24 protein-coding genes are annotated in these 25,230 nt (G+C 70.2%); 13 read left to right on the top strand and 11 right to left on the bottom strand.

Annotation, left to right across the window (positions count from 1 at the left end; translation table 11 throughout):
* Nucleotides 1–60 precede the first annotated feature (60 nt).
* From OG978_RS20060 to OG978_RS20080, 5 genes are all read left to right on the top strand, one after another.
* Nucleotides 61–1,887, top strand: a complete 1,827-nt coding sequence (locus tag OG978_RS20060; protein WP_326766551.1) for an acyl-CoA dehydrogenase — start codon at nucleotides 61–63, stop codon at nucleotides 1,885–1,887.
* A gap of 109 nt (nucleotides 1,888–1,996) precedes the next feature.
* Nucleotides 1,997–2,620 (top strand): Uma2 family endonuclease, encoded by a 624-nt coding sequence (locus tag OG978_RS20065; RefSeq protein WP_326766552.1) that lies wholly within the window; start codon nucleotides 1,997–1,999, stop codon nucleotides 2,618–2,620.
* Between the two features lie 78 nt (nucleotides 2,621–2,698).
* A complete protein-coding gene (locus OG978_RS20070; protein ID WP_326766553.1) occupies nucleotides 2,699–3,382 on the top strand; it encodes a hypothetical protein in 684 nt (227 codons plus the stop codon).
* Between the two features lie 61 nt (nucleotides 3,383–3,443).
* Nucleotides 3,444–4,742 (top strand): M18 family aminopeptidase, encoded by a 1,299-nt coding sequence (locus OG978_RS20075; protein WP_326766554.1) that lies wholly within the window; start codon nucleotides 3,444–3,446, stop codon nucleotides 4,740–4,742.
* Nucleotides 4,743–4,947: 205 nt separating this feature from the next.
* Nucleotides 4,948–7,893, top strand: a complete 2,946-nt coding sequence (locus tag OG978_RS20080) for an AfsR/SARP family transcriptional regulator (RefSeq protein ID WP_326766555.1) — start codon at nucleotides 4,948–4,950, stop codon at nucleotides 7,891–7,893.
* Between the two features lie 38 nt (nucleotides 7,894–7,931).
* On the opposite strand, the gene OG978_RS20085 is transcribed toward OG978_RS20080, so the two are convergent.
* Nucleotides 7,932–9,758, bottom strand: coding sequence for an NHL domain-containing thioredoxin family protein (locus OG978_RS20085; protein ID WP_326766556.1), 1,827 nt, complete (start codon nucleotides 9,756–9,758; stop codon nucleotides 7,932–7,934).
* A gap of 64 nt (nucleotides 9,759–9,822) precedes the next feature.
* On the opposite strand from OG978_RS20085, the gene OG978_RS20090 reads away from it, so the two are divergent.
* Nucleotides 9,823–10,314 (top strand): LURP-one-related/scramblase family protein, encoded by a 492-nt coding sequence (locus tag OG978_RS20090; RefSeq protein ID WP_326766557.1) that lies wholly within the window; start codon nucleotides 9,823–9,825, stop codon nucleotides 10,312–10,314.
* A 40-nt stretch (nucleotides 10,315–10,354) separates the two neighbouring features.
* Here OG978_RS20090 and OG978_RS20095 read toward each other — a convergent pair whose 3' ends face one another.
* Complete coding sequence (locus tag OG978_RS20095; RefSeq protein ID WP_326766558.1) at nucleotides 10,355–11,146, bottom strand: carbon-nitrogen family hydrolase; 792 nt, start codon at nucleotides 11,144–11,146, stop codon at nucleotides 10,355–10,357.
* 177 nt (nucleotides 11,147–11,323) lie between these two features.
* Between OG978_RS20095 and OG978_RS20100 the strand changes: the two genes are divergently transcribed.
* Nucleotides 11,324–12,148 (top strand): maleylpyruvate isomerase family mycothiol-dependent enzyme, encoded by an 825-nt coding sequence (locus tag OG978_RS20100; protein WP_326766559.1) that lies wholly within the window; start codon nucleotides 11,324–11,326, stop codon nucleotides 12,146–12,148.
* 74 nt (nucleotides 12,149–12,222) lie between these two features.
* Here the strand turns inward: OG978_RS20100 and OG978_RS20105 are convergent, their stop codons facing one another.
* Both OG978_RS20105 and OG978_RS20110 read right to left on the bottom strand, forming a co-directional pair.
* Entirely contained in the window at nucleotides 12,223–13,533 is a 1,311-nt protein-coding gene (locus OG978_RS20105) for an MFS transporter (protein WP_326766560.1), read from the bottom strand.
* Nucleotides 13,530–14,249: a GntR family transcriptional regulator gene (locus OG978_RS20110; protein WP_442817719.1), complete on the bottom strand. Its 720-nt coding sequence runs from the start codon at nucleotides 14,247–14,249 to the stop codon at nucleotides 13,530–13,532. Before OG978_RS20110 ends, OG978_RS20105 begins: the two co-directional genes overlap by 4 nt.
* Before the next feature lie 286 nt (nucleotides 14,250–14,535).
* Between OG978_RS20110 and OG978_RS20115 the strand changes: the two genes are divergently transcribed.
* Entirely contained in the window at nucleotides 14,536–15,387 is an 852-nt protein-coding gene (locus OG978_RS20115) for a D-alanyl-D-alanine carboxypeptidase family protein (protein ID WP_442817720.1), read from the top strand.
* Between the two features lie 70 nt (nucleotides 15,388–15,457).
* Here the strand turns inward: OG978_RS20115 and OG978_RS20120 are convergent, their stop codons facing one another.
* The gene (locus OG978_RS20120) at nucleotides 15,458–15,892 is read right to left on the bottom strand and encodes a VOC family protein (protein ID WP_326766562.1); all 435 of its coding nucleotides are present in this window, start codon (nucleotides 15,890–15,892) and stop codon (nucleotides 15,458–15,460) included.
* Nucleotides 15,893–16,114: 222 nt separating this feature from the next.
* Nucleotides 16,115–16,711: a hypothetical protein gene (locus tag OG978_RS20125; RefSeq protein ID WP_326766563.1), complete on the bottom strand. Its 597-nt coding sequence runs from the start codon at nucleotides 16,709–16,711 to the stop codon at nucleotides 16,115–16,117.
* 200 nt (nucleotides 16,712–16,911) lie between these two features.
* On the opposite strand from OG978_RS20125, the gene OG978_RS20130 reads away from it, so the two are divergent.
* Nucleotides 16,912–17,076 carry a hypothetical protein gene (locus tag OG978_RS20130; protein ID WP_326766564.1) on the top strand — a complete coding sequence of 55 codons (165 nt, stop codon included), beginning with the start codon at nucleotides 16,912–16,914 and terminating at the stop codon, nucleotides 17,074–17,076.
* A 14-nt stretch (nucleotides 17,077–17,090) separates the two neighbouring features.
* Here OG978_RS20130 and OG978_RS20135 read toward each other — a convergent pair whose 3' ends face one another.
* Together OG978_RS20135 and OG978_RS20140 are read right to left on the bottom strand one after the other, a co-directional pair.
* A complete protein-coding gene (locus OG978_RS20135; RefSeq protein ID WP_326766565.1) occupies nucleotides 17,091–17,276 on the bottom strand; it encodes a DUF397 domain-containing protein in 186 nt (61 codons plus the stop codon).
* Nucleotides 17,273–18,160: a helix-turn-helix domain-containing protein gene (locus OG978_RS20140; RefSeq protein ID WP_326766566.1), complete on the bottom strand. Its 888-nt coding sequence runs from the start codon at nucleotides 18,158–18,160 to the stop codon at nucleotides 17,273–17,275. The genes OG978_RS20135 and OG978_RS20140 overlap by 4 nt, the downstream gene beginning before the upstream one ends.
* A gap of 243 nt (nucleotides 18,161–18,403) precedes the next feature.
* On the opposite strand from OG978_RS20140, the gene OG978_RS20145 reads away from it, so the two are divergent.
* On the top strand, nucleotides 18,404–18,895 hold the full coding sequence (locus OG978_RS20145) for an ATP-binding protein (RefSeq protein WP_326766567.1): 492 nt from the start codon (nucleotides 18,404–18,406) through the stop codon (nucleotides 18,893–18,895).
* Here the strand turns inward: OG978_RS20145 and OG978_RS20150 are convergent.
* Genes OG978_RS20150 through pdhA form a run of 3 tightly spaced genes read right to left on the bottom strand, consistent with a single transcriptional unit; the run spans nucleotide 18,882 to nucleotide 22,469 of the window.
* Nucleotides 18,882–20,294, bottom strand: a complete 1,413-nt coding sequence (locus OG978_RS20150) for a dihydrolipoamide acetyltransferase family protein (protein WP_326766568.1) — start codon at nucleotides 20,292–20,294, stop codon at nucleotides 18,882–18,884. The genes OG978_RS20145 and OG978_RS20150 overlap by 14 nt on opposite strands.
* 10 nt (nucleotides 20,295–20,304) lie before the next feature.
* Nucleotides 20,305–21,285, bottom strand: a complete 981-nt coding sequence (locus OG978_RS20155; RefSeq protein WP_326766569.1) for an alpha-ketoacid dehydrogenase subunit beta — start codon at nucleotides 21,283–21,285, stop codon at nucleotides 20,305–20,307.
* A gap of 2 nt (nucleotides 21,286–21,287) precedes the next feature.
* Nucleotides 21,288–22,469, bottom strand: coding sequence for a pyruvate dehydrogenase (acetyl-transferring) E1 component subunit alpha (gene pdhA, locus OG978_RS20160; RefSeq protein ID WP_326766570.1), 1,182 nt, complete (start codon nucleotides 22,467–22,469; stop codon nucleotides 21,288–21,290).
* Nucleotides 22,470–22,810: 341 nt separating this feature from the next.
* On the opposite strand from pdhA, the gene OG978_RS20165 reads away from it, so the two are divergent.
* The 3 genes from OG978_RS20165 (at nucleotide 22,811) to OG978_RS20175 (ending at nucleotide 25,185) form a co-directional block, all read left to right on the top strand.
* On the top strand, nucleotides 22,811–23,470 hold the full coding sequence (locus OG978_RS20165) for a response regulator transcription factor (RefSeq protein ID WP_326770094.1): 660 nt from the start codon (nucleotides 22,811–22,813) through the stop codon (nucleotides 23,468–23,470).
* 100 nt (nucleotides 23,471–23,570) lie between these two features.
* Nucleotides 23,571–24,005, top strand: a complete 435-nt coding sequence (locus tag OG978_RS20170) for a pyridoxamine 5'-phosphate oxidase family protein (RefSeq protein ID WP_326766571.1) — start codon at nucleotides 23,571–23,573, stop codon at nucleotides 24,003–24,005.
* 187 nt (nucleotides 24,006–24,192) lie between these two features.
* Entirely contained in the window at nucleotides 24,193–25,185 is a 993-nt protein-coding gene (locus OG978_RS20175; protein WP_326770095.1) for a phosphotransferase, read from the top strand.
* Nucleotides 25,186–25,230: the final 45 nt, after the last annotated feature.

Raw genomic sequence — 25,230 nt, forward strand, 5'->3', positions numbered from 1 at the left:
CCGGCCCACGCCCCATCCTCGGGGCGCCGTGCGCCACTGCTATTGATTACGGAGCCTTCCATGGGGCACTACAAGTCGAATCTCCGCGACATCGAGTTCAACCTCTTCGAGGTCCTCGGGCGCGACAAGACGTACGGCACCGGCCCGTTCGCCGAGATGGACGTCGAGACGGCGAAGAGCATCCTCGACGAGGTCAACCGCCTCGCGGAGAACGAGCTGGCCGAGTCCTTCGCGGACGCCGACCGCAACCCGCCGGTCTTCGACCCGGAGACCAACACGGCGCCGGTCCCCGCGACCTTCAAGAAGTCGTACCAGGCGTTCATGGACTCCGAGTACTGGCGTCTGGGCCTGCCCGAGGAGATCGGCGGCACCACCTCGCCGCGCTCGCTGATCTGGGGCTACGCGGAGCTGCTGCTCGGCGCGAACCCGGCCATCTGGATGTACTGCTCGGGCCCGGCGTTCGCCGGCATCCTCTTCGAGGAGGGCAACGAGGCGCAGAAGAAGATCGCCGAGATCGCCGTCGAGAAGCAGTGGGGCTCGACGATGGTGCTGACCGAGCCGGACGCCGGCTCCGACGTCGGCGCCGGACGCACGAAGGCCGTCGAGCAGGAGGACGGCTCCTGGCACATCGAGGGTGTGAAGCGCTTCATCACCTCGGGCGAGCACGACATGTCCGAGAACATCATTCACTACGTGCTGGCCCGCCCCGAGGGCGCCGGCCCCGGCACGAAGGGCCTCTCGCTCTTCATGGTCCCGAAGTTCCACTTCGACCGGAACACCGGCGAGCTGGGCGACCGCAACGGCGTGTACGCGACGAACGTCGAGCACAAGATGGGCCTCAAGGCGTCCAACACCTGCGAGATGACCTTCGGCGACCAGCACCCCGCCAAGGGCTGGCTGATCGGTGACAAGCACGACGGCATCCGCCAGATGTTCCGCATCATCGAGTTCGCCCGCATGATGGTCGGCACGAAGGCCATCGCGACCCTGTCGACCGGCTACCTGAACGCGCTGGAGTACGCCAAGGAGCGCGTCCAGGGCACGGACCTGTCGCAGTTCATGGACAAGACCGCCCCCAAGGTCACCATCACGCACCACCCCGACGTGCGCCGCTCCCTCATGACGCAGAAGGCGTACGCGGAGGGCATGCGCTCCCTGGTGCTGTACACCGCCACCGTCCAGGACGCGATCCAGGAGAAGGAGGCCGCGGGCGAGGACGCGAAGGCGCTGCACGGCCTCAACGACCTGCTGCTCCCGATCGTGAAGGGCTACGGCTCCGAGAAGTCCTACGAGCAGCTGGCGCAGTCGCTCCAGACCTTCGGCGGCTCCGGGTACCTCCAGGAGTACCCGATCGAGCAGTACATCCGTGACGCCAAGATCGACACGCTGTACGAGGGCACGACAGCGATCCAGGGCCAGGACTTCTTCTTCCGGAAGATCGTCCGCGACCAGGGCGCCTCGCTGAACGCCCTCTCCGAGGAGATCAAGAAGTTCCTCGCCGGCGCCCAGGGCAACGAGGAGCTGTCCGGTGCGCTGGACTCGCTCGCCAAGGCGGCCGTGGACCTGGAGGCGATCGTCGGCACGATGATCACCGACCTCACCGCGACCGGCGAGGACGTCAAGAACATCTACAAGGTGGGCCTCAACACCACCCGCCTGCTGATGGCCTCCGGCGATGTCGTCGTCGGCTACCTGCTCCTCAAGGGCGCGGCCGTCGCGGCCGAGAAGCTGCCGACCGCCTCGGCGAAGGACGTCGCCTTCTACCAGGGCAAGATCGCCGCCGCGAAGTTCTTCGCCGCGAACATCCTGCCGGGCGTCTCGGCCGAGCGCGCGCTCGCCGAGTCCGTCGACAACTCGCTGATGGAGCTGGACGAGGCCGCGTTCTAGGGCTTCCTGCTCAAGATCGTCAACACGCACCGTCACCCGGACACGCTTTCGGGTGGCGGTGCTGTCGTATCAGCTGGGTACGCTGAGTGCAGGTCCGAGAATCCCGTCCATGGGAGGAACCATGACTGCCGAGGCACTGCCCGAAGCGTCGCAGCTGCGCCGCGACGATTCCAAGTGGCCGGTCCCGCCCGAGGACGGCTACACCGTGGACGATTTCTTCACGCTTGACCTCCCGCCGCACACAGAGCTGATCGACGGGAGCCTGGTTTTCGTGAGTCCGCAGCGGAACTTTCACACGCTGGCGATGTATCTGCTGGAGCAGGGGCTGCGCCAGCAGGTTCCCGAGGCTCTGCGAGTGCGCCGAGAGATGGCCGTCGTGCTCGGTAAGCGCAATGTCCCAGAACCTGACCTCGTCGTGGTGAAGGCTGACGGCGTAGGAGGCCCACGACAAACACGCTACGAGGCCGCCGATGTCGTGCTCGCCGTCGAGGTGGTCTCCCCCGACTCCGAGGACCGCGACCGCGACACCAAACCTCACAAGTACGCGGCGGCGGGCATCCCGCACTTCTGGCGGGTCGAGATGAGCGGCGAGCACGACCGGCCCGTGGTGTGGACGTACGAGTGCGACGCGGTGACCAAGACCTACGTCTCCACCGGCGTCCACCACGACCGGCTGAAGCTCTCCGTCCCGTACGACATCGACATCGATCTGACCGCCATCGACCGGCTGTAGTCCTGGTCCCACCCCACCCCGCCGCCCCGGCCCGTTCTAGGATCGGACGTCCGGTAGCCGGAGGGGGCGGGTTCACTCATGGGTGGCAAGGGTTTCGTGGGTACGCGAGGGAGTCAGGGGTTCCTGGCGGCCGGGGCGGCGGTGCTGCTGCTCGCGGGCTGCGGGGGCGGGAGCGGGGGCGATGACGCCAAGGCGGCGGCGCTCGACAACGGGCAGATCGCCTCGGTGCTGCCGAACGCGAAAGCCGTACCGGGCTGGCGGATGTACATGAAGCCGGAGGCCCAGAAGCCGGTCCCCGACTACCCGCCGTCGGTCTGCGTGGCCAGGACGAAGGAGCAGCGGAAGACGGCCTGCGACCCGGTCACGTCCTGGGGCGCCTCGGCCTTCGTGCGCAAGGCGGACGCGACCACGCTGAACTTCTGGACCCTCGCCTACAAGGACGAGAAGGCCGCGGACGCCGCGTACGACATCCTGATCAAGTGGTACGGCGGGGACCGGGTCGGGGTGAACGCCGAGAAGGTGGACCTCGGCAGTCCGGGCGCCGAGCGCGAGGCCAACCGCGCCGCGGTCGGCACCATGGGCGGACCGGCCACGATCGCACAGATCCGGGTCGGGACGACCGTCCTGGGCATCAGCACCGGCACCGAGGGCAAATCGACCGTTCCCGACAAGGAGGTCAAGGCGTTCGCGACCATGTTCGCCGAGCGTGCACAGCAGGCCCAGAACGGCGAGAAGCCCTCGGCGGCGCTGCCGGGACATTGAGCGGATGCCCCCGCGCAACGGCGGTGAAGCCGCCCGGTCCGGTCTCGTTACAGTGAGGAACATGAGTTCCTCCCTCCGCTTCGACCGCGGGCACACCGACGACCTGATGGCCTTCCTGATGGCCTCCCCCTCCCCGTACCACGCCGTGGCCACCGCGGCCGCCCGGCTGGAGAAGGCCGGGTTCCGGCAGGTCGAGGAGACCGCGGCCTGGGACGGGACCACCGGCGGCAAGTACGTCCTGCGCGGCGGCGCGATCGTGGCCTGGTACGTGCCGGAGGGCGCCGCGGCGCACACCCCGTTCCGGATCGTCGGGGCGCACACCGACTCGCCGAATCTGCGGGTCAAGCCGCTGCCCGACTCCGGGGCGTACGGCTGGCGGCAGGTCGCCGTGGAGATCTACGGCGGGACGCTCCTCAACACCTGGCTCGACCGGGACCTCGGCCTCGCCGGCCGGATCTCACTGCGCGACGGCACGCACCGGCTGGTGAACATCGACCGGCCGCTGCTGCGCGTACCGCAGCTGGCCGTGCATCTGGACCGGTCGGCCAACCCCGACGGGCTCAAGCTCGACCGGCAGAAGCACATGCAGCCGATCTGGGGGCTCGGGGACGTCGAGGAGGGCGACCTGATCCGGTTCGTCGCCGAGGAAGCGGGCGTCGACGCCGAGGACGTGACCGGCTGGGACCTGATGCCGCACCCCGTCGAGCCGCCCGCCTATCTGGGCCGGGACCGCGAGCTGCTGGCCGGGCCCAGGATGGACAACCTGCTCTCCGTGCACGCGGCGACCGCCGCACTCGGCGCCGTCGCCGGGCAGTCGGACGAGGAGCTTCCGTACATCCCGGTCATGGCCGCCTTCGACCACGAGGAGAACGGCTCGCAGTCCGACACCGGCGCCGACGGGCCGCTGCTCGGCACGGTCCTGGAGCGCTCCGTCTTCGCGCGCGGCGGGACGTACGAGGACCGCGCCCGCGCCTTCGCCGGGACCGTCTGTCTCTCCTCCGACACCGGTCACGCGATCCACCCGAACTACGCCGAGCGCCACGACCCGACCCACCACCCGGTGGTCAACGGCGGACCGATCCTCAAGGTCAACGTCAACATGCGGTACGCGACCGACGGCAGCGGCCGGGCCCTGTTCGCGGAGGCGTGCCAGAAGGCGGACGTGCCGTGGCAGACGTTCGTCTCCAACAACTCGATGCCGTGCGGCACCACGATCGGCCCGATCACCGCTGCCCGGCACGGGATTCAGACCGTGGACATCGGCGTCGCGATCCTCTCGATGCACAGCGCCCGTGAGCTGTGCGGAGCGGACGACCCGTATCTGCTGGCCAACGCGCTGACGGTGTTCCTGGCGGGCTGAGCCGCCTGCCGCGAGGCCGTCGACGGGCCGGGTGCGCGAGGCGCCGGCCCGTCGGCCATCGGCCCGTCAGTCGTCGGGACGGCGCCGTTCCGCGCGCACCCCGCCGAACGGGCACGACCCCTCGTCGGCTCCCCGGCACCCCCGATATCCTGGGACTTTCCCGTGCCCGACCCCGGGCGCATCCCGCCCGGAAGGGAAGCCGCACGTGGAGTTCCGGCTGCTCGGCACCGTCTCCGTCGACACGTTCACCGGGCCGCTGCCGCTCGGTCCCGCCAAGCGCCGCAGCCTGCTCGCCGCGCTGCTGCTGTCCGCCAACACCCCCGTCTCCATTGCCAGGCTGACGGACTCCCTGTGGGACGACGCACCGCCGCTGCACGCCCGCAGCGTCATCCAGGGCCATGTGTCCCGGCTGCGCGCCCTGCTGGTGGGCGCGGACGCGGAGGCGTACGGGGTGGAGCTGGTCACGCTCGGCGACGCGTATGTGCTGCGACTGCCGGAGACCCTGCTGGACTCGCAGCGGTTCGAGGAGCTGCTGACGCTGGCGCGGGGGCAGCGCAGCCCCGCCGACGCGGTACTGATGCTCAAGGAGGCACTGTCCCTGTGGCAGGGCCCGGCGCTCAGCGGCGCGTTCGCCGGAAGGCCCCTCCAGGCGGCCGCGCACTCGCTGGAGGAGTCGCGGCTGGCGACGGTCGAACAACTGGCGCGCGCCTACGCCGCGCTGGGGGAGCACAACCGGGCGGCGGCGGTGCTGCGGGCGGAAGCCGTCGCGCATCCGATGCGGGAGTCGCTGGCGGCGGCCCTGATGACGGCGCTGTACCGGGCGGGGCGTCAGTCGGAGGCGCTGGACTGGTTCCACCGCACGAGGCGGCTGCTCGCCGATGAGCTGGGGATCGACCCGGGACACGAACTCGCCGACGCCTACGCGCTGATCCTGCGCGGCGACCCCGGGCCGGACGCCGGACGGGAAGGCGGACCGAACGCGCCCGACGGGCAGGGGACGGCGGCACGCGGTCCGGTCCGGGCGGGCGCCGGCAGTGACAGCGGCAACCGCGGCGGCGCCTCGAACGGGGCCGTGCCCGCGGCCCGTCCGGCGGCGGACCGGCGGACCGGACCGGACGGCGGGGCCGCTGCAGAACCGGCCGACCGCCCGGACGAGCTGCCCGGCCGTACGGGCGCCGCCCCCAGCCCCGCACCGCCCCGCCCCCTCCCCGTACCGTCCCTCGCCGGCGAGCCGCACCCCACCGATCTGCTGCCCCGCGCACCCCGCGGCTTCCAGGGACGGGCCGCCGAACTCGCCGCGCTCACCCGGGCCGCGGCGGGCGAGGCGCCCGTCTGCCTGGTCACCGGACCGGCCGGGGTGGGCAAGACGGCGCTGGCCCTGCAGTGGGCGCACCGCAACCCGGCCGCTTTCCCGGACGGACGGCTCTTCGCCGACCTGCGCGGGTTCAGCGACACCGGTGAGCCCGCGGCCATCGAAGTGCTGCGCGAATTCCTGCTGGCGCTGGGCGTCGCGCCCCGCCGTGTCCCGGAGTCCGTCGTGGCCGCGGCCGCGCTCTTCCGGTCGCTGACCGACCGGCGCCGCCTGCTCGTCATACTCGACAACGCCCGCCACTCCGCCACCGTCCGGCCGCTGCTGCCGGGCGGCACCGACTGCGTCACGCTGGTCACCAGCCGCCACCGGCTGGAGGGCCTCATCGCCTCGGACGCGGCCCGTCCCGTACCGCTCGACGTGCTCGAACCGCCGGACGGCACGGCCCTGCTGGCCGGTGTGCTCGGTGAGGACCGGGTGCTCGCCGAACCGGTCGCGGCCCGCCGGCTCGCCGAACTCTGCGGAGGGCTGCCGCTCGCCCTCCGGGTCACCGCGGCCCGGCTGGCCGGGCGCCCGACGTGGACGCTGGCCGGTCTTGCCGACGAACTGGCCGACGAGCGCAGCCGGCTGACGTACCTCGACGTGGACGACACCGGCGTCTCGGCCGCGCTGCGGCTGACCGTGCAGCAGCTGCCGCAGGACGCCGTCCACCAGCTCGCCCGGCTCGGCCACCACACCGGCAGCCACTTCGACCCGTACACGGCCGCCGCGCTCGCCGGCACCGATCCGGTCGTCGCCGCGGCGGCGCTGGAACGGCTCGCCGCCGCCCATCTCGTCACCGAGACGGGCGCCGGGCACTGGATACTGCACGATCTGGTGCGCCTCTACGCCCGCGGCATGGACCCCGAGGGCGGCCCCGACGCGCTCATCGGGGTCCTCGACCACTACATCGACACCGCGCTCGCCGCCGCCGACACGGCCGAGCCCGGCGGCGAGCCCTGCTTCGTCCTGCCGGAGGACTACCGCCGCCCCGTCGCCGTGCGGGACTTCGTCGACCGGGAGGCGGCGATGCGCTGGCTGGCGACCGAACGCGACGATCTGGCGCTGGCCGCCGACGCGGCCCGGACCGCCGGGTTCCACGACCGGGCGTGGCGGATCATCCTGCTCCAGTGGCCGCAGGTGGTGTGGCGGGTGCGGGACAACTGGTCCCCGCTGCTGGAACTGGCGCTGGACTCCGCCCGCGCCCAGGACGACTCGTACGCAGAGTCGAGGGTGCTCAACCTGCTGGGCTGGGTGCTGACCGAGGAGGGCAGGACCGCCGAGGCCGTCGCCCTGCTGGAGCGTTCGCCCGTGCTGGCCCGGCAGGCCGGCGACCGGCTCGGCGAGGCGACCGCGCTGATCAACCTCGCCGTCGTCCAGGCCGAGCAGGGGGAGCTCGACACGGCGCTGGAGGGCTGCGGGCGGGCCGTCGAACTGGCCCGTGCGGAACAGGACGCGCACACCGAGATGCTGGCGCTCCAGCACCTCGCCCGGATGCAGCTCACCGCGAACCGGCCGCACGAGGCCCTCGAATCCGCCCGGACGGCACTCGACCTGGGGCCCGAGCACGAGGAGATCGCCCGCCGGGTGCTGCTGCTGACCACCAGCGGCGAAGCCCGTCTGGCGCTCGGCGAGGAGAACGACGGGATCCGGCTGCTGGACAGGGCGGCCGAGGAGGCGGAGCGGGCCGGTTACGACGAGGGCACGGTGCGGGCCCTCCAGGCGCTGCTGCGGGTGACGGCCGAGCCGGAGTACCGCAAGCGGTACGAGGAGGCGGTCCGCCGGCTCACCGACGACGGGTGAGCCCTTCGGGCCCGGTCGCGCGACCGGGCCCGGGACCCTCAGCCCTGCTCGTCCATTCCCGCCAGCACCAGCGGCAGCCGGGACGCTCCCCCGGCGCCCACCCGGACGGGGACGCCCCAGTCCTGCTGGTGGACATGGCAGGCCGGGTACTCGTTCGCGGGGTCGTCGTCGCAGGACGCCGCCATCGCCGACACGTGCAGGACGCCCTCGGTGACGTCGTCGGCCAGGACCAGGTCACGGAACAGGTCCGTTTTTGGCCCCGCGCCCTCCGCCAGCAGCTCGGGCGGGGTCGCGGAGACCAGCAGCCGGGTCGAGGGGCCGTACCGGGTGTCCAGCTTCTGCCCGGCGGGCGCCTGGAAGACCACGTCGAGCCGGAGCGTGCCCGGGGCGATCTCGGTGGCCGCGCGCTGCGTGCGGTGCGCCTGGTCGGCCACGCGCACGGCCTCCTCGGGCAGTCGCAGCCGGGTCAGCCGGTGCCGGGCGGACTCGACGACGACGAGATCGCCGTCGACCAGCACGGCGTCGCTGGGCTCGCGCAGATCCGTGGCCAGGGTGGTGACCTCACCGCTCGCGGGGTCGTAGCGCCGCAGCGCGTGGTTGTACGTGTCGCAGACGGCGACGGACCCGTCGGGCAGCGCGGTCACCCCCAGCGGGTGCTGGAACAGGGCCTGTCCGGCTGCGCCGTCGCGGTGCCCGAAGTCGAAGAGCCCGGTGCCGACGGCCGTACGGACGGCGAAGCCGTCCCCGTCGCGCTCGACGTACCGAAGGGCGGACGTCTCCGAGTCGGCGACCCAGAGCCGCTCCCCGTCGGCGGACGTGGCCAGCCCGGACGGCTGGGCGAACCAGGCCTCGGCGGCCGGCCCGTCGACCAGGCCCTCATTGGTCGTACCCGCCGCCACCTGGACGGTCTGCGTCGCGGGGTCGTACGTCCACAGCTGGTGCACGCCCGCCATGGCGATCCACAGCCGGTCCGCGAACCAGGCGACGTCCCAGGGGGAGGAGAGGTTGACCTCGCGGGCCGGTCCGGACGTCGGCGACCCCTGCCACCACTGGCGGCCGGTGCCGGCGAGCGTCGTCGTCGCCCCGGTGCCGAGATCGAGGGCCCGGATGGCGTGGTTGACCGTGTCGGCGACCGCGATCCGGCCGTCGGGCAGCACGGCGAGCCCCTGCGGCTCGGAGAACCGGGCCTCGTCGGGCCCGCCGTCGGCGAACCCCCGCTCGCCCGCACCGATGTGGCGGCGCACCGTCTCGCCGTCGGGTCCGAGTTCGACCAGGCGGTGGCGGGTGGTGTCGGATACGAGGAAGCCACCGTCCGGCAGGAGCAGGGCCTTGCCGGGGAAGCGCAGATGCGTGGCGACCGGTTCGGGTGCGACATAGGGGCCGTCGCCGCGGCGCAGCGTGCCCTTCGCCGCGTGCTCGGCCTCCAGCTCCTCGACCAGCTTCGCAATGGCGTGCGCATGGCCCTCACCGGCGTGCTGGGCGACGACATAGCCCTCGGGGTCGATGACGACCAGCGTGGGCCAGGCCCGTACGGCGTACTGCTTCCAGGTCGCCAGTTCCGGATCGTCGAGGACCGGGTGGTGCACCTCGTATCGCTCGACGGCGTCGGCGACGGCCTGGTGCTCGGCCTCGTGGACGAACTTCGGCGAGTGCACCCCGATGATCACCAGGGTGTCGCGGTGCTTCTCCTCCAGCTCGCGGAGCTCATCGAGAACATGCAGACAGTTCACACAGCAGAAGGTCCAGAAATCCAGGACCACAATGCGTCCTCGCAGGTCAGCGAGGGTGTACTGCTGGTCGCCTGTGTTGAGCCAGCCGCCCTTGCCGACCAGTTCGGGGGCCCTGACGCGCGCACGTGTTGCCATGTGAACAGTCAACATCACCGTGGCGTCCACACATTCCGCAGGGACCTCGGGGAACCTGTGAGCCATGAGATTCCTGGTGCGTGAACGACTCTTCGCCGTCGGTGACGACTACTGGATCGAGGACGCGGACGGCCGCAAGGTGTTCCTCGTCGACGGCAAGGCCATGCGGGTGCGGGACACCTTCGAGCTGAAGGACGCACGGGGCCGGATCCTGGTCGAGATCCGGCAGAAGCTGCTCAGCCTGCGCGACACGATGCTCATCGAGCGCGACGGCGAACAGCTCGCCAGGATCAAGCGCAAGCGGCTGTCGCTGCTGCGCAACCACTACCGGGTCACGCTGGTCGACGGCACCGAACTCGACGTCAGCGGCAAGATCCTGGACCGCGAGTTCGCCATCGACTACGACGGGGAACTGCTGGCCCAGATCTCCCGGCGCCGGCTGACCGTCCGGGACACCTACGGCATCGACGTCGTACGGGAGGACGCCGACGCGGCGCTGCTGATCGCCGTATCGGTCTGCGTCATCGTGCTCGCGGACAAGGAGCGCGAGGACTGAGTCCTGAGCGCGGTTTCACGTGAAACAGCGGGAAACCGGCCTAGGAGGGCGGGTTCAGCCCCAGGCGGCGGTCCTTGAGGGCCGGGAACTGCTCCCGGGTCGTCGCCACCCTCGCCGGGTCGAACTCCACGCTGAGCACCTCCTCGCCCGCGCCCGCCTCCGCGAGCACCTCGCCCCACGGGTCGACGACGATGCTGTGCCCGGCCTGCTCGACCCCGGCATGGGTGCCCGCGGTGGCGACGGCCAGGACGTACGACTGGTTCTCGACGGCACGGGCCTGGGCCAGCAGCGTCCAGTGGGCGCGGCGCCGCTCGGGCCAGCCCGCCGCGACGATCAGCGTCTCGGCGCCCGCGTCGACCAGGCCGCGGAACATCTCCGGGAAGCGCAGGTCGTAACAGGTGGCGAGGCCGAGGGTGGTCTGCGGCAGGGCGACCGTGACCAGTTCCTCGCCGGCGCCCATCATGACCGCCTCGCCCTTGTCGAAGCCGAAGCGGTGGATCTTGCGGTACGCGGCGGCCCGCTCGCCCTCGGGCGTGAAGACGAGCGAGGTGTTGTAGAGGGTGCCGTCGGCGGCGCGCTCGACGAAGGAGCCCGCGTGCAGCCAGACCCCGGCGTCGGCCGCGGCCTTGGCCATGATGTCGTGGGTGGGCCCCTGGAGCGGTTCGGCCTCGTCCTCGAAGGTGGTGTACGCGAAGGCGCCGACCGGCCAGAGTTCGGGAAGAACCACCAGGTCCGCGCCGCGCCGGCCCGCGACCAGCGAAGCCGCGCGTTGCCTGCGGGAGTCGACGGATTCGTCCGGGTCTACTGCGATCTGGATGAGGGAGGCGCGCACACTACCACCGTCCTGGCATTCGAGCCGTCAACACGGGCCTACGATCGTCACACGAAAGCACTGCCGGGGTGCCTGCTCGCAGCGTAACTTAGCGAACGAACCTCCCACGCAGCCCGCCGCCCGCCGCCCGCGCCCAGCTCTCCAGCCCATGCACCGCAGAACCGCACGAGGGGTCCCGTGACCGTCCATCCCAGCCTCCAGAACTACGCCGATGCCTGGACCCACTCCATCGAGTCGATAGCCGAGCTGGTGAAGCCGCTCGCCGAGAGAGAGTGGAACCGCCGTACGCCGTGCCCCGCCTGGTCGGTGCGTGACATCGTCTCGCACGTCATCGGCATGGAGTGCGAGCAGCTCGGCGACCCGCGCCCGATCCACTCCCTGCCCCGCGACCTCTACCACGTACAGAGCGACTTCGCCCGCTACATGGAGATGCAGGTCGATGTGCGGCGGCACCACACCGCGCCGGAGATGACCTCCGAGCTGGAGTACACGATCATCCGCCGGGCACGTCAGCTCCGCAACGAGACACGTGCCCCCGAGACCATGGTCCGCGCGCCGCTCGGCGCCGAGCAGACCCTCGAACTGGCGCTGCGGATGCGCGTCTTCGACGTCTGGGTGCACGAGCAGGACCTGCGCGCGACGCTGGGCCGGCCCGGCAATCTGGACTCCCCCGGCGCGACCGTCGTCCGGGACACCCTGCTGGAGGCACTGCCGAAGGTGGTCGCCAAGGACGCGGGCGCACCGGCCAATTCGGCGGTCGTGCTCGATGTGCACGGGCCGCTGGAGTTCCTGCGCACTGTCAGGGTCGACGCGGAGGGCCGTGGTTCGGTGGACGGTTCGCCGTCGCTCGGGCCCGTGGTGACGCTGGCGATGGACTGGGAGACGTACTTCCTCCTCGCCTGCGGGCGGGTGCGCGCGGGTGCGGTCGCCGAGCGGGTCAAGGTCGAGGGCGACCAGGACCTGGCGACGGCGATCCTGCGGAACTTCGCCGTGACGCCGTGACCACGTGACGCCATGACCGGCGGCGCCCGTCGCAGGTGAGGACGGGCGCGCCGCCGGTCCGGCGCGAGCAGCGGTCACACGGGGACGTGCACGGCCTCCACCCGGCTGACCACGTGGTGGTTCCGCTCGCGGTGCGTGGCCCTGGAGTGCAGCCGCAGAATCTGCACGACGCCGAGCGCCTCCAGCACGAAGACCGAGGCGAACGCGATCCGGTAGTTGTCACCGGTGGCGTCCAGCAGCACACCGACGGCGAACAGCGTGGTCATCGAGGCGATGAAGCCGCCCATGTTGACGATGCCCGACGCGGTGCCCTGACGCTCCGGCGGGTTGGCCGGCCGGGCGAAGTCGAAACCGATCATCGAGGCCGGGCCGCACGCGCCGAGCACCACGCACAGCACGATCAGCAGCCACATCGGCGCATGGTCGCCCGGGTAGAAGATGGCCGACGCCCAGAGCAGCGCCGTCACCGTGACCGTGCCGAGGGCCAGCGGGGCGCGGGCCGCGTGGTGGCGGGCGATGATCTGCCCGTAGACCAGCCCGAAGGCCATGTTGGAGAGCACCACCAGGGTGAGCAGCTCACCGGCGGTGGACCGGCTGAGCCCCTGTGCCTCCACCAGGAACGGCAGCCCCCACAGCAGCAGGAACACCATGGCCGGGAACTGCGTGGTGAAGTGCACCCACATTCCGAGCCGGGTGCCGGGCTCCCGCCAGGACGCGGCGATCTGCTTGCGCACATAGGCGGCGCCCGCGTGCTCCGCGGGCGGCGGCTCATGGCCCTCGGGGTGATCCTTCAGGAACAGCAGCAGCAGGACGAGAACGACGACCCCGGCGACGGAGCTGCCGGCGAACGTGGTGGTCCAGCCGAATCCGTGCAGGGCCCGTGCGATGAAGAGCGTCGAGACGAGGTTGCCCGCCATCCCGAAGAGCGCCGCGACCTGACCGATCAGCGGGCCGCGCCGGGCCGGGAACCAGCGGGCGCCGAGCCGCAGCACGCTGATGAACGTCATCGCGTCACCGCAGCCGAGCAGCGCCCTGGAGGCCAGCGCCATGCCGTACGAGGGGGAGAGCGCGAAACCGAGCTGCCCCAGGGTGAACAGGACGGCCCCGAAGGTGAGGACCTTCTTGGTGCCGAGCCGGTCGACCATCAGGCCGACGGGTATCTGCATGCCCGCGTAGACGAGCAGCTGAAGGATGGAGAACGTGGAGAGCGCGGAGGCGTTGACGTGGAACCGGTCGGCGGCGTCGAGTCCGGCGACGCCCAGGCTGGTCCGGAAGATGATGGCGACGAAGTAGACGGCGACGCCGATGCCCCAGACCCACGCGGCACGCCGGCCGCCGGGTGGATCGCCGGGCAGGGACAGGGTGGGAGCGGCGGCGGAACTCACCGGTCCTCACCCCTGACCAGCACCTTGACCCGGCTGACATGGCGCCGCACGACCTGTGCGGCACCGTCCGCGTCACCGGCCCTGATCGCCTCCAGCAGCTCACCGTGCTCGGTGATGTTGGCGGCGATCCTCCCCGGGTGCGCCTCCATTACGGCGACGCCCATCCGCAACTGCCGGTCGCGCAGCTGGTCGTAGAGGCGCGAGAGGATGTCGTTGCCCGCATTGCGCACGATCTCGGCGTGGAAGCAGCGGTCCTTCACGGACACCTCCGCCAGGTCCCCGGCCTCGGCCAGCTGCCGCTGCTCCTCCAGGAGTTCTTCGAGCCGGGCGATCAGCTGCGCGGAGGCGGGCACGGCCTTGCGGGCCGCGAACTCCTCGACCAGCAGCCGGGTTTCCACCACATCCGCGATCTCCTGCGCGGAGACGGCGAGGACGAGGGCACCCTTCTTCGGATACAGCTTGATCAGCCCCTCGACCTCCAGCCGCAGCAGCGCCTCGCGCACGGGGGTGCGGGAGACACCGACGGCCTCCGCGAGATCGCCTTCGGTGAGCAGCGTGCCGCCCTCGTAACGGCGGTCCAGGACCGCCTCCTTGATGTGGGCGTAGACGCGCTCGGCGGCGGCCGGCTGCTTGGTGGGGGACTTCACGGCTGACTTCGCGACAGGCTTCACGACAGGCTTCACGACAGGCTTCACGGCTGGGGGTGCGGCAGGCATGTACACAGCATAGATACAACATGCGTGCATCGCGGAACCGGTCCGGGATCCGGACGGAGGCACACCCACCCCGGGTGCACCCGCTCCACTTCGTACGATCTTGGCCGGAATCATCCGTAGCCCCGAAATTGCCCCAGGAATCAGCACATCCATCCCCCGGTCTCGTGAGTCTCACCACCGAGCGGCACACCCATGTGGCCGCATTCCAGGGGCATTTGGAGCGTTCAAGTTGAAATTCGGCATTAAGGGCATCAAGGGTATAAACCGTGTTTCCGCCACTGCCACCGTGGCCCTGACGGCAGGTGCCGTCATCGCGGGCAGCGCGTTCGCCTCCACCGCGCAGGCCGCCACGCCGCCCAACCCCAAGATCACCGCCCCGGGCGGGTACGTGATGAACAACGGCACCGCGAAGTCCCTGTTCGCCAAGACCGCGGACACCCGTCGTTCCACCGGCTCCACCACCAAGATCATGACGGCCAAGGTGGTGCTGTCGCAGAAGAACCTGAACCTGGATTCCAAGGTCACGATCCAGAAGGCGTACAGCGACTACATCGTCTCCAAGGGCGCCTCGTCGGCCCGCCTCATCGTGGGCGACAAGGTCACGGTCCGCCAGCTGCTGTACGGCCTGATGCTGCCGTCCGGCTGCGACGCCGCCTACGCGCTGGCCGACAAGTTCGGCTCCGGCTCCACCCGCGCGGCCCGCGTGAAGTCGTTCATCGGCAAGATGAACGCCCAGGCCAAGTCCCTCGGGCTGAAGAACACCCACTTCGACTCGTTCGACGGCATAGGGAACGGCTCGAACTACTCGACGCCGCGCGACCTGACGAAGATCGCCAGCAGCGCGATGAAGCACTCCACCTTCCGCTCGGTCGTCAAGACCAAGTCGACCAAGCAGAAGGTCACCACGAAGTCCGGCGGCTACCGCTACATGTCGTGGTCCAACACCAACACCATGCTCAGCAGCTACAGCGGCGCCATCGGCGTGAAGACCGGCTCCGGCCCGACGGCCAAGTACTGCCTGGTCTTCGCCGCGACCCGTAACGGCAAGACGGTCATCGGCACGGTGCTCGCCTCCACGAGCGCGGCCAACCGCACCGCGGACATGAAGAAGATCATGGACTACTCCTTCAAGAAGTAGTCCGGTCCGGTAACGCACGCACAGAGGGGGCCCGCACCACGCGGGCCCCCTCTCGCCGTACCGGAGATGCTCAGTCGAGACAGAACTCGTTGCCCTCGACGTCCTGCATATTGATGCACGACTCGTTGTCCTCGTCGGCATACAGCACCTTCACGCACACCGCGCCGAGCGCCACCAGCCGATCGCGTTCGGCCTCGAGCACGGCCAGCCGCTCCGCACCCACGAGCCCGGTGCCGGCCCGCACATCGACGTGCACCCGGTTCTTGGCGACCTTCCCTTCGGGAACGCGCTGGAAGTACATGCGCGGGCCCTCACCCGTGGGATCGGAGCACGCGAACCACGCACCCCGCTCCTCGGGCGGCAGTGAGTCGTTATAGGCGTCCCAGGAGTCAAACCCCTCCGGCGGCAGAGGTGCGACGTACCCCAGCACCTCGCACCAGAAACGGGCGACGCGCTCGGGATCAGCGCAGTCGAAAGTGATCTGGACCTTCTTGACCGATGCCATCCGGCCACCCTAACAGCGGGCCCCTGCCGCCCAATTCCTGGTGGCCATACGCACGTTGACCAGCGGATAGACGGCAAAACCCCGGGTGCTCGTCCACGAGCCCGGAGGGGGCTGTCCGTGTCTTCATGGGCTCGACCGACGAACGAGATACCTCATGACCGGCGGCGGCCAATATGGCAACCACCTCCCGTTGCGGCACCCGGGGCGCTGGCGTCTCCCCGCTCAGCGAAGACCGCGCCTCTCGCGTTCGGCTTCGATCAGCTCCTCCATGAGTCCCTCCGGGACCACCGTGTACTCGGTGTCATCGAGGGCGTCGTAGTCCTGAGTGCTCAGCGGTAGGCCAAGCTCGGCGAGTTCGGCGGCCAGTTGTGTGAACGCGATTCGCTCGTCGGGCTCGTCCTGGTAGCTTGCCCGCTCGGCGGCGGCCCCCTCGGTCAGGGTGAGGCCGACCATGCCCCAGAAGGTGAACTCGGTGTCCAGCTCTATGAGGTGCCAGGCACGATCCGCGGTTTCGCCGGGGTGCAGCCAGTAGCCGATCCACCCCTTTCCGCCCTTCGCCACGAGCTTGACGTACTTGGCCATCTCCGCGGCTCCGGCGTTGACGGCCTGCATCTCCGGGTCCGCGAGTTCCTTTTCGCTCAGATAGCTGGTGTCCAGGAGCGGGTGGACCTCTCCCGCCTCGAAGAAGTCGAGGTCGAGAAGGCGGGTCAAGTCGGTGCGGCCTTCCCACTGCGCCACCAGCAGCACGCGCAGATCGTCGGGTATCGGACGGCCGTCCAGCCGCTCGCGGGAAAACTCGGCGAGCCGTTCGTCGTACATACGCCCTCTCCAGAGGTCGAAGCGAGATCCTCGCGTCAACGTAACAACGGTGTCTGACAAGAGGCCGGGCATGCTGAACGCTGCTCGTACGCGCGGTAAAGGGAGTTGACGGCGTTCGTACGATGGAGAGGAAACGCATCAACGCCCGCCCCGGGCTGTGAGCCGGGCGGGCCGAGCGGGGGAAGAAAGGTGCGTGCCCGATGCCGATCGGGCTCCTCTCCACGATTGCCGCCGTGTTCTACGGGGGCACGGTCTCGATTCTCGCTCTCACCGCGACCTTCGCCCGGCGTCGCGCGCTGCGGCGTGAAGCACGCAGCACCCTCGCCCTACTCGTACCGGGAAGGGTGGTGGAGTCAGAGCGCTAGCCGGCCGGGCCGGGTCAGTCCGACGAGCGGACCAGCCCGGCCCGGAAGGCCTCCCAGGCGGCGGGACCGAGGACGATGACGGGGCCGTCGGTCCGCTTGGAGTCGCGGACGGCGACGGTGTGGGGGATGTTGCGGGCCACTTCTACGCACTCGCCGTTCGGCTCGCTGTAGCTGGACTTCCTGAAGCGAAAATCGGTCACTCGTTCATCCCCTTGGCAATGCTCTCCATGACCCGCAGCGAGTCGTACGGCGACAGACTCGTGGCGCAGGTACGTGCGAACAATTCAGTGTAGGCGGCGCTTTCCTCGGCCCCCTCAACCCAGTTGGTAGAGCGCAGGCCGTCCATGTGCACCACATCCAGCGCGCCGGACTCCGCGAACGACAGGATGTTGAAGGGCCCGCCGCCGCACAAGTGCACTCCCGCCCGGAACGGAAGCACCTGCACGTCGATACTGGGCTCCTCAGCCAGCGAACATAGATGTTCAAGCTGCTGCCGCATGACCTGTGGGCCACCAATCATCTGCCGCAGTGCCGCCTCCCAGATCACCGCGTGCACCCGCAGCGGGTTGTCGCCACGCAGGCGCCGTTGGCGGCGCAAACGCACGTCCACCAGACGCTCGACCTCGTCGATCCGGTCGGGCGAGACCGCAGCGACCGAGAGAGCCCTCATGTATTCGGGCGTCTGGAACAAGCCTGGAACCAGAGCGAGCTGCCACGTGCGCAGCCTGAGAGCGACATCCTCCATGGCAATGTACTCACGCAGGCTTCCCGGCGTCAGCGAAGTGACCCACCAGCCCTTCGCCCTCCGCCGCTCGCGGTCCAGCTTGGCCAGTCGGAGCAGAGCGTCCACAGCATCCGGGCTGGTGACCCCGTACGCCTGGCAGAGCGCCACGACATCGGGGTCCCGGAACGGAACCCAGCCATGCTCCATCTTGGCGACCTTGGCCGCCTGAGAGCTGAGGACCGCCGCAGCCTGCGTCTGGTTCAGTCCGGCAGCTTCCCTGAAGCTCAGTAGCTGACCGCCCAACTGCCGTGCAAGGACCGTGGATACACGGTTCCCCCTGTCCGCGCGCGACTTCGGCACAGCTCAACACCTCCTGTTGTCGGAGACAGTCTCCAACCGGCGGCCGCCACTCACAATCACCCCGATGGGGATATTTATCTCCGAGAGATTGTGTGGGGCAACTCAAGTCGCTACTTTCGGTACCGAGCCGCTCACAACACGGCATCGCCCCCGGCGGAAGTGCACCGCCCTGCCCTGCGCCGGAACCGGCGCCCCGCAGGCGCGGCATCGCCACCGCCCCCCCTCACCGAGAGGCACGCGCCCATGACCGCAGCCGAACAGATCTCCGTCCCCGACCCCGTCCTCCGCGAGGACCGGCTCGACTTCACCCCGACCGCAGGCAGCGTCTCCCTCTCCCGGCGCCGCACCGCGCGGCTCGTCCGGGAGTGGGGGTATCCGGGGCTGGCAGCCGACGCGGCGTTGCTGGTCAGCGAGTTGGCGACCAACGCGTTACTGCACGGCGCCGTCCGAGGGCGGCTCTTCCGGGTGCATCTCACGCTCACCGCGACCGTGCTCCGGATCGCGGTGAGCGATCCGCGCGGCGAACGGCTGCCCGACCCTCGCGAGGCGACCGCCGAGGAGTGCTACGGGCGGGGCCTCCTGATCGTCGCGCGGCTCGCGGACCGCTGGGGCGTCGAGCCGCGCACCGTCGGCAAGACGGTGTTCGCCGAACTCACCGTGCGGCAAAGGCCGGACATGCCGATGGGCCCGCGCGAACTTCGCGCGGGCCCATCTCGTACAGCTACGCCCAGGTGATCAGCCGCTTCGGCTGCTCCAGGATCGCGGCGACGTCCGCCAGGACCTTGGAGCCGAGCTCGCCGTCGACCAGACGGTGGTCGAACGACAGGGCCAGCGTGGTGACCTGACGGGGCTTCACCTTGCCCTTGTGGACCCACGGCTGGAGCTTGATCGCACCGACCGCGAGGATCGCGGACTCGCCCGGGTTCAGGATCGGCGTGCCCGTGTCGACGCCGAAGACACCGACGTTGGTGATGGTCACCGTGCCGCCCGCCATGGCCGCGGGGGACGTCTTGCCCTCGCGGGCGGTGGAGACCAGTTCGCCCAGGGACGCGGCCAGCTGCGGGAGCGTCTGCTCGTGCGCGTCCTTGATGTTCGGGACGATCAGGCCGCGCGGGGTGGCGGCGGCGATGCCCAGGTTGACGTAGTGCTTCTGGACGATCTCCTGGTTGGCCTCGTCCCAGGCGGCGTTGACCTCCGGGTTCCGCTTGATCGCGACCAGGAGGGCCTTGGCGATGATCAGGAGCGGGTTGACCCGCACCCCCGCCATGTCCTTGTCCTCCTTGAGCTCCGCCACCAGCTTCATCGTGCGCGTCACGTCGACGGTCACGAACTCGGTGACATGCGGGGCCGTGAAGGCGCTGCCGACCATCGCCTGGGCGATGGCCTTCCGTACGCCCTTGACCGGGATACGGGTCTCCCGCGCGCCCGCCGGAGCGACGACGGCCGGAGCCGGGGCCTCGGTCTCGGCCGCAACCGCGGCGGCGACGGGTGCCGGGGCCTGCGCGGGTACGGGCGTGGCCGCCGCGTGTACGTCCTCGCGGGTGATGATCCCGCCCTCGCCGGTCGGGACGACCGTCGCCAGGTCGATGCCCAGGTCCTTGGCCAGCTTGCGGACCGGCGGCTTGGCCAGCGGCCGGCTCTCCGGGACCACCGCGCCATGGCCGTTCATCTCGCCCTGGATCGCCGCCGCGGCAGCGGGCACCGCCGCCGCCGCGCCCTTGCGGGCGCGCCGCTTGGTCGAGCTCTCGGAGACGCCGTACCCGACCAGGACCGGCTGACGGCCCTTGGGGGCCTCCGGCTCCGACGGTTCCGGTTCCGCGACCGGCGCGGCGACCGGCGCCGGGGCGGCATCACCGCTGCCCGGTGCCACGTCCACCGCGATGATCACCTGGCCGACGTCGACCGTCGTGCCCTCGGGGAAGCGCAGCTCGTGCACCACCCCGTCGAACGGGATCGGCAGCTCCACGGCCGCCTTCGCCGTCTCGACCTCGCACACGACCTGGCCGTCGGTGACGGTGTCACCGGGCTGGACGTACCACTTGAGGATCTCGGCCTCGGTCAGCCCCTCGCCCACGTCGGGCATCTTGAACTCACGGAAGCGAGCAGCGTTGGAAGTGTCGGTCATCGTTGTCACGTCCCAGTCCTCAGTACGCCAGCGAGCGGTCGACGGCGTCGAGCACACGGTCGAGACCCGGCAGGTACTCGTCCTCCAGCCGCGCCGGCGGGTACGGGGCGTGGTAGCCGCCCACCCTCAGCACCGGTGCTTCCAGGTGGTAGAAGCAGCGCTCGGTGATCCGGGCGGCGATCTCGGCCCCGGAGCCGTAGAACACCGGCGCCTCGTGGACCACGACGAGCCGGCCGGTCTTCTCGACCGAGGTCTGGATGGCGTCGAAGTCGATCGGGGACATCGAGCGCAGGTCCAGGACCTCGATCGACTTGCCCTCCTCCTGGGCGGCCGCGGCCGCCTCCAGGCAGACCTTCACCATCGGGCCGTACGCGACGAGTGTGAGGTCGGTGCCGGTGCGGGCCACCGAGGCCTTGTGCAGCGGGCCCGGGATGGAGTCGGTCTCGACCTCGCCCTTGTCCCAGTAACGGCGCTTCGGCTCGAAGAAGATGATCGGGTCGTCGCTCTGGACGGCCTGCTGCATCATCCAGTAGGCGTCGCTCGCGTTCGACGGCGAGACCACCTTCAACCCCGCGACGTGCGCGAACAGGGCCTCGGGCGACTCGCTGTGGTGCTCGACGGCACCGATGCCGCCGCCGTACGGGATACGGACGACGACCGGCAGCTTGATCTTGCCGAGCGCACGGGCGTGCATCTTGGCGAGCTGGGTGACGATCTGGTCGTACGCGGGGAAGACGAAGCCGTCGAACTGGATCTCCACGACGGGCCGGTAGCCACGCAGGGCCAGGCCGATCGCCGTACCGACGATGCCGGACTCGGCGAGCGGGGTGTCGATCACCCGGTCCTCGCCGAAGTCCTTCTGGAGCCCGTCGGTGATCCGGAAGACCCCGCCCAGCTTGCCGACGTCCTCACCCATGATGAGGACCTTGGGGTCGGTGTCGAGGGCCTTGCGCAGCGACTCGTTGAGAGCCTTCGCAATGGACATCTTTTCCATGGCCATGGCTACTTGCCCTCCTCGGCGGTGTCTGCGAACGATGCCTGGTAGGCGGCGAACTGGGCGCGCTCCTCGTCGACGAGCGGGTTCCCGTCGGCGTAGACGTTGTCGAAGATCGCGATCGGGTCGGGGTCGGGCATCGCCCGTACCGCCTCGCGCACCCGCTTGCCGAGGGCCTCGCTCTCCTCGTCCAGCGCGGTGAAGAACGCCTCGTCGGCGGCGCCCTCCTTCTCCAGGTACGTACGCAGCCGCAGGATCGGGTCCTTGGCCTCCCAGGAGGCCCGCTCCTCGTCCGCCCGGTACTTCGTCGGGTCGTCGGAGGTGGTGTGCGCGCCCATCCGGTAGGTGAACGCCTCGACGAGGGTGGGCCCTTCACCTCGGCGGGCCCGCTCCAGCGCCGACCTGGTGACGGCCAGGCAGGCGAGTACGTCGTTGCCGTCGACCCGGACGCCGGGGAAGCCGAAGCCCTGCGCGCGCTGGTAGAGCGGCACGCGGGTCTGCTTCTCGGTCGGCTCGGAGATCGCCCACTGGTTGTTCTGGCAGAAGAAGACGACCGGGGCGTTGTAGACCGCGGAGAAGGTGAAGGACTCGGCGACGTCTCCCTGGCTGGAGGCGCCGTCGCCGAAGTACGCGATCACGGCCGAGTCCGCGCCGTCCTTGGCGACGCCCATGGCGTAGCCGGTGGCGTGCAGGGTCTGCGAGCCGATGACGATCGTGTACAGGTGGAAGTTGTTGCTGTTCGGGTCCCAGCCGCCGTGGTTCACGCCGCGGAACATCCCGAGCAGATTGGTCGGATCGACCCCCCGGCACCAGGCGACACCGTGCTCGCGGTAGGTCGGGAAGACGTAGTCGTCGTCGCGCAGGGCCCGGCCGGAGCCGATCTGGGCGGCCTCCTGGCCGAGCAGCGACGCCCACAGGCCCAGCTCGCCCTGGCGCTGCAGCGCGGTGGCCTCGGCGTCGAAGCGGCGGGTCAGGACCATGTCCCGGTACAGACCACGCAGCTCGTCCGCGGTCAGGTCGATCGAATAGTCCGGATGCTCCAGGCGCTCGCCCTCGGGCGTCAGCAGCTGTACGAGCTCGGGCTCGGAACTCTCTGGCGTCTTCGCGGACGTCTTCGCGGTCGTCTTCACGGCGCTGGTCCGCTTGCTGCTGCGTCGCGGTTTGCGCGCGGCAGTGCTCTCCACGGTCACGTGCGTTGCTCCTCCGTCGGTCCGGCCCCCGGGGTCTGCCGGGAAGCCAGTGCGGCTCGCCTGTGTCCGTACCCGTGCACGGGGTGGGTGCCGCTCGGTCCGGGAACAGGCGTGACAGGTGCCCCGGCGAGCACCCTGCCGAAAGCACGTTACCCAGTACGCCGCATAACTGCGAAACCCTATCTGACCTGCGATTTTGCTTGGATTTCCAAGTAAATCGAAAAAGTCGGGAACTCTCGCTGGTCACAGCACTGGTAACAGCCTCGCAGGCCGCCGGAACAACGGCACGTTATCCCGCCGTTCGGCGGCAGGGAAGAGGTGAGTGTGTGAGACTGCGTTTTGTGCGCGAACAAGGAAAAATCACCGTTTTTCTGTTGGACGACCACGAAGTCGTCCGACGCGGAGTCCATGAATTGCTCTCGTCCGAGGACGACATCGAGGTCGTCGGCGAGGCCGGCACCGCGGCGGACGCGCTGGTCCGTATCCCCGCGACCCGACCCGATGTGGCGGTGCTCGACGTACGGCTGCCGGACGGCAGCGGGGTGGAGGTCTGCCGGGAGGTCCGCTCCCAGGACGAGAACATCAAATGCCTGATGCTCACCTCGTACGCCGACGACGAGGCGCTCTTCGACGCGATCATGGCGGGCGCGTCGGGATATGTGCTGAAGGCGATCCGGGGCAACGAACTGCTGAACGCGGTACGTGACGTGGCGGCCGGGAAGTCACTGCTGGACCCGGTGGCGACCGCCCAGGTGCTGAAGCGGCTGCGCGACGGCAAGAAGGGGCGGGGCGAGGACAAGCTCGCCGGTCTCACCGACCAGGAACGCAAGATCCTCGATCTGATCGGCGAGGGCCTGACGAACCGGGTGATCGGCGAGCGGCTGCACCTGGCCGAGAAGACGATCAAGAACTACGTCTCCAGTCTGCTCGCCAAGCTCGGCATGGAGCGGCGCTCGCAGGCCGCCGCGTACGTGGCCAGGCTGCAGGCGGAGAAGGGCTGAGCGCCGCACCGCCCCCTGGTGATCCTCGGGACTTTGGTCCCGGACCAACCGGGGCCGCAGCCTCTTTCTGCGGCCTTCCGGGTGGCGGAGAGTGGAGGGCATGTCCTCCGAGGAACTCCAGGCGATCGAACTGCTCCGCCGCGTCCGCTACGGCCGGCTGGCGACGAGCATGCGGGCCCTCCCGTTTCTGTCGGTGGCCCGCCACGTCGTGATCGACGGTCGCGTGGTCCTGCGGATGCACAGCGGTTTCGGCTACCACAACGCATGCGACGGCACGGTAGTCGCGTACGGCGCGGACAACTTCGGCACCGCCGCTCCGGGGGACGGCGGCGACCTGTGGGCCGTGCAGTTCACCGGCACCGCCGAGATCGTGCGCCCGGGGTCCGGCCAGCGCGAACTCTTCGGCGAGGGTCCCGCCCGGGTGAACGGGGAGCGCTTCGACCCGGCGTACCTCAGGATCGAGCCGCACTTCGTCTCCGTGCACACTCTGGACTTCGACGCAAGTGCAACCGATCGGCAACACAGCGTGATCTAACATCTGGTGAGTGCCGCGCTCATTTGTCGCCCTTCCGTCCGCTCCGCCGGCCGGCGAGGTGCTGTTCCCGTCCGTTTCCGCTCCGCCCGTATCCCCGGTGGACAAGGTGCCGTTCCCGTCCGTGCCTCCGGTGGACAGGGTGCCGTTCCCGTCCGTGCCGCGGCCGCCCGTGCCTCCGGTGAACGAGGTGCTGCGCCGCTATCCGGACGCCGGTGAACCCCTGAGCTGCAAGCCCATCACCAAGGGCCTGCTCAACCACGGCTACCGCGTCTCCACCACCCGGGGCTCCTACTTCCTCAAGCACCACCTGGACGACTCCACGGGTGACCGCGCCACGATCGTCCGCCAGCACCGCGCCACCCAGCGGCTGCAGTCGCTGGGCGTGCCCGTCGCCCCGCCCGTGCAGGACACCGAGGGCGACACGGTCACGGAGATCGGCGGCCGGTGCTATGCCCTGCACCCCTGGGTGGACGGGCTGCACCGGGCGGGCGCCCAGCTCAGCACCGCCCAGTCGGAGCGGCTCGGGGCGCTGCTCGGGGCCGTGCACACCGGGCTCGAGCAGGTCATGGGGGCGGGCACGGGGCTCGCGCACCGGTCCGGCGGGTACCGGAGCCCCGACCCCGTCGACACCTTCGCGCTCATCGACGACCTGCTGACGGCCGCGCGCGGGCGCCGCCCCCGGGACGCCTTCGACGAACTGGCCGAGCACCGCCTTCTGGAGCGGCGCACCCTGCTGGAACAGCACGCCGACCGCAGGCCCCCCACGCCCGGCGTCCCCGCCACCGGCTGGGTGCACGGCGACTTCCACCCGCTGAACGTCCTGTACCGGGGTACGGACCCGGTCGCGATCCTCGACTGGGACCGGCTGGGGGTCCAGCCACGGGCGGAGGAGGCGGTACGGGCCGCGGCGATCTTCTTCGTACTGCCGGCCGGGAAGCTGGAGCTGGAGAAGGTACGGGCGTACGCGCGGGCCTACCGGCGGGCGGCCGGGGCGGGGGCTGCGGAACTGGCCGCCGCGGTGCACCGGGTGTGGTGGGAGCGGCTCAACGACTTCTGGATACTGCGCTGGCGGTACTGCCTGCACGACCGGAGGGCCGACCCGCAGTTCCCTGCGGTGTCGGCCCTGGCGGTCTGGTGGACGCGCGAGTACGAGACGGTGCGCGAGGCGTTCACGGGGTGAATCCGCCCGTGAACGGCCGGGTCACGGGGTGTTCACGGGGCGGCG

Source organism: Streptomyces sp. NBC_01591 (assembly GCF_035918155.1).
In the GTDB taxonomy this organism is placed as follows: domain Bacteria; phylum Actinomycetota; class Actinomycetes; order Streptomycetales; family Streptomycetaceae; genus Streptomyces.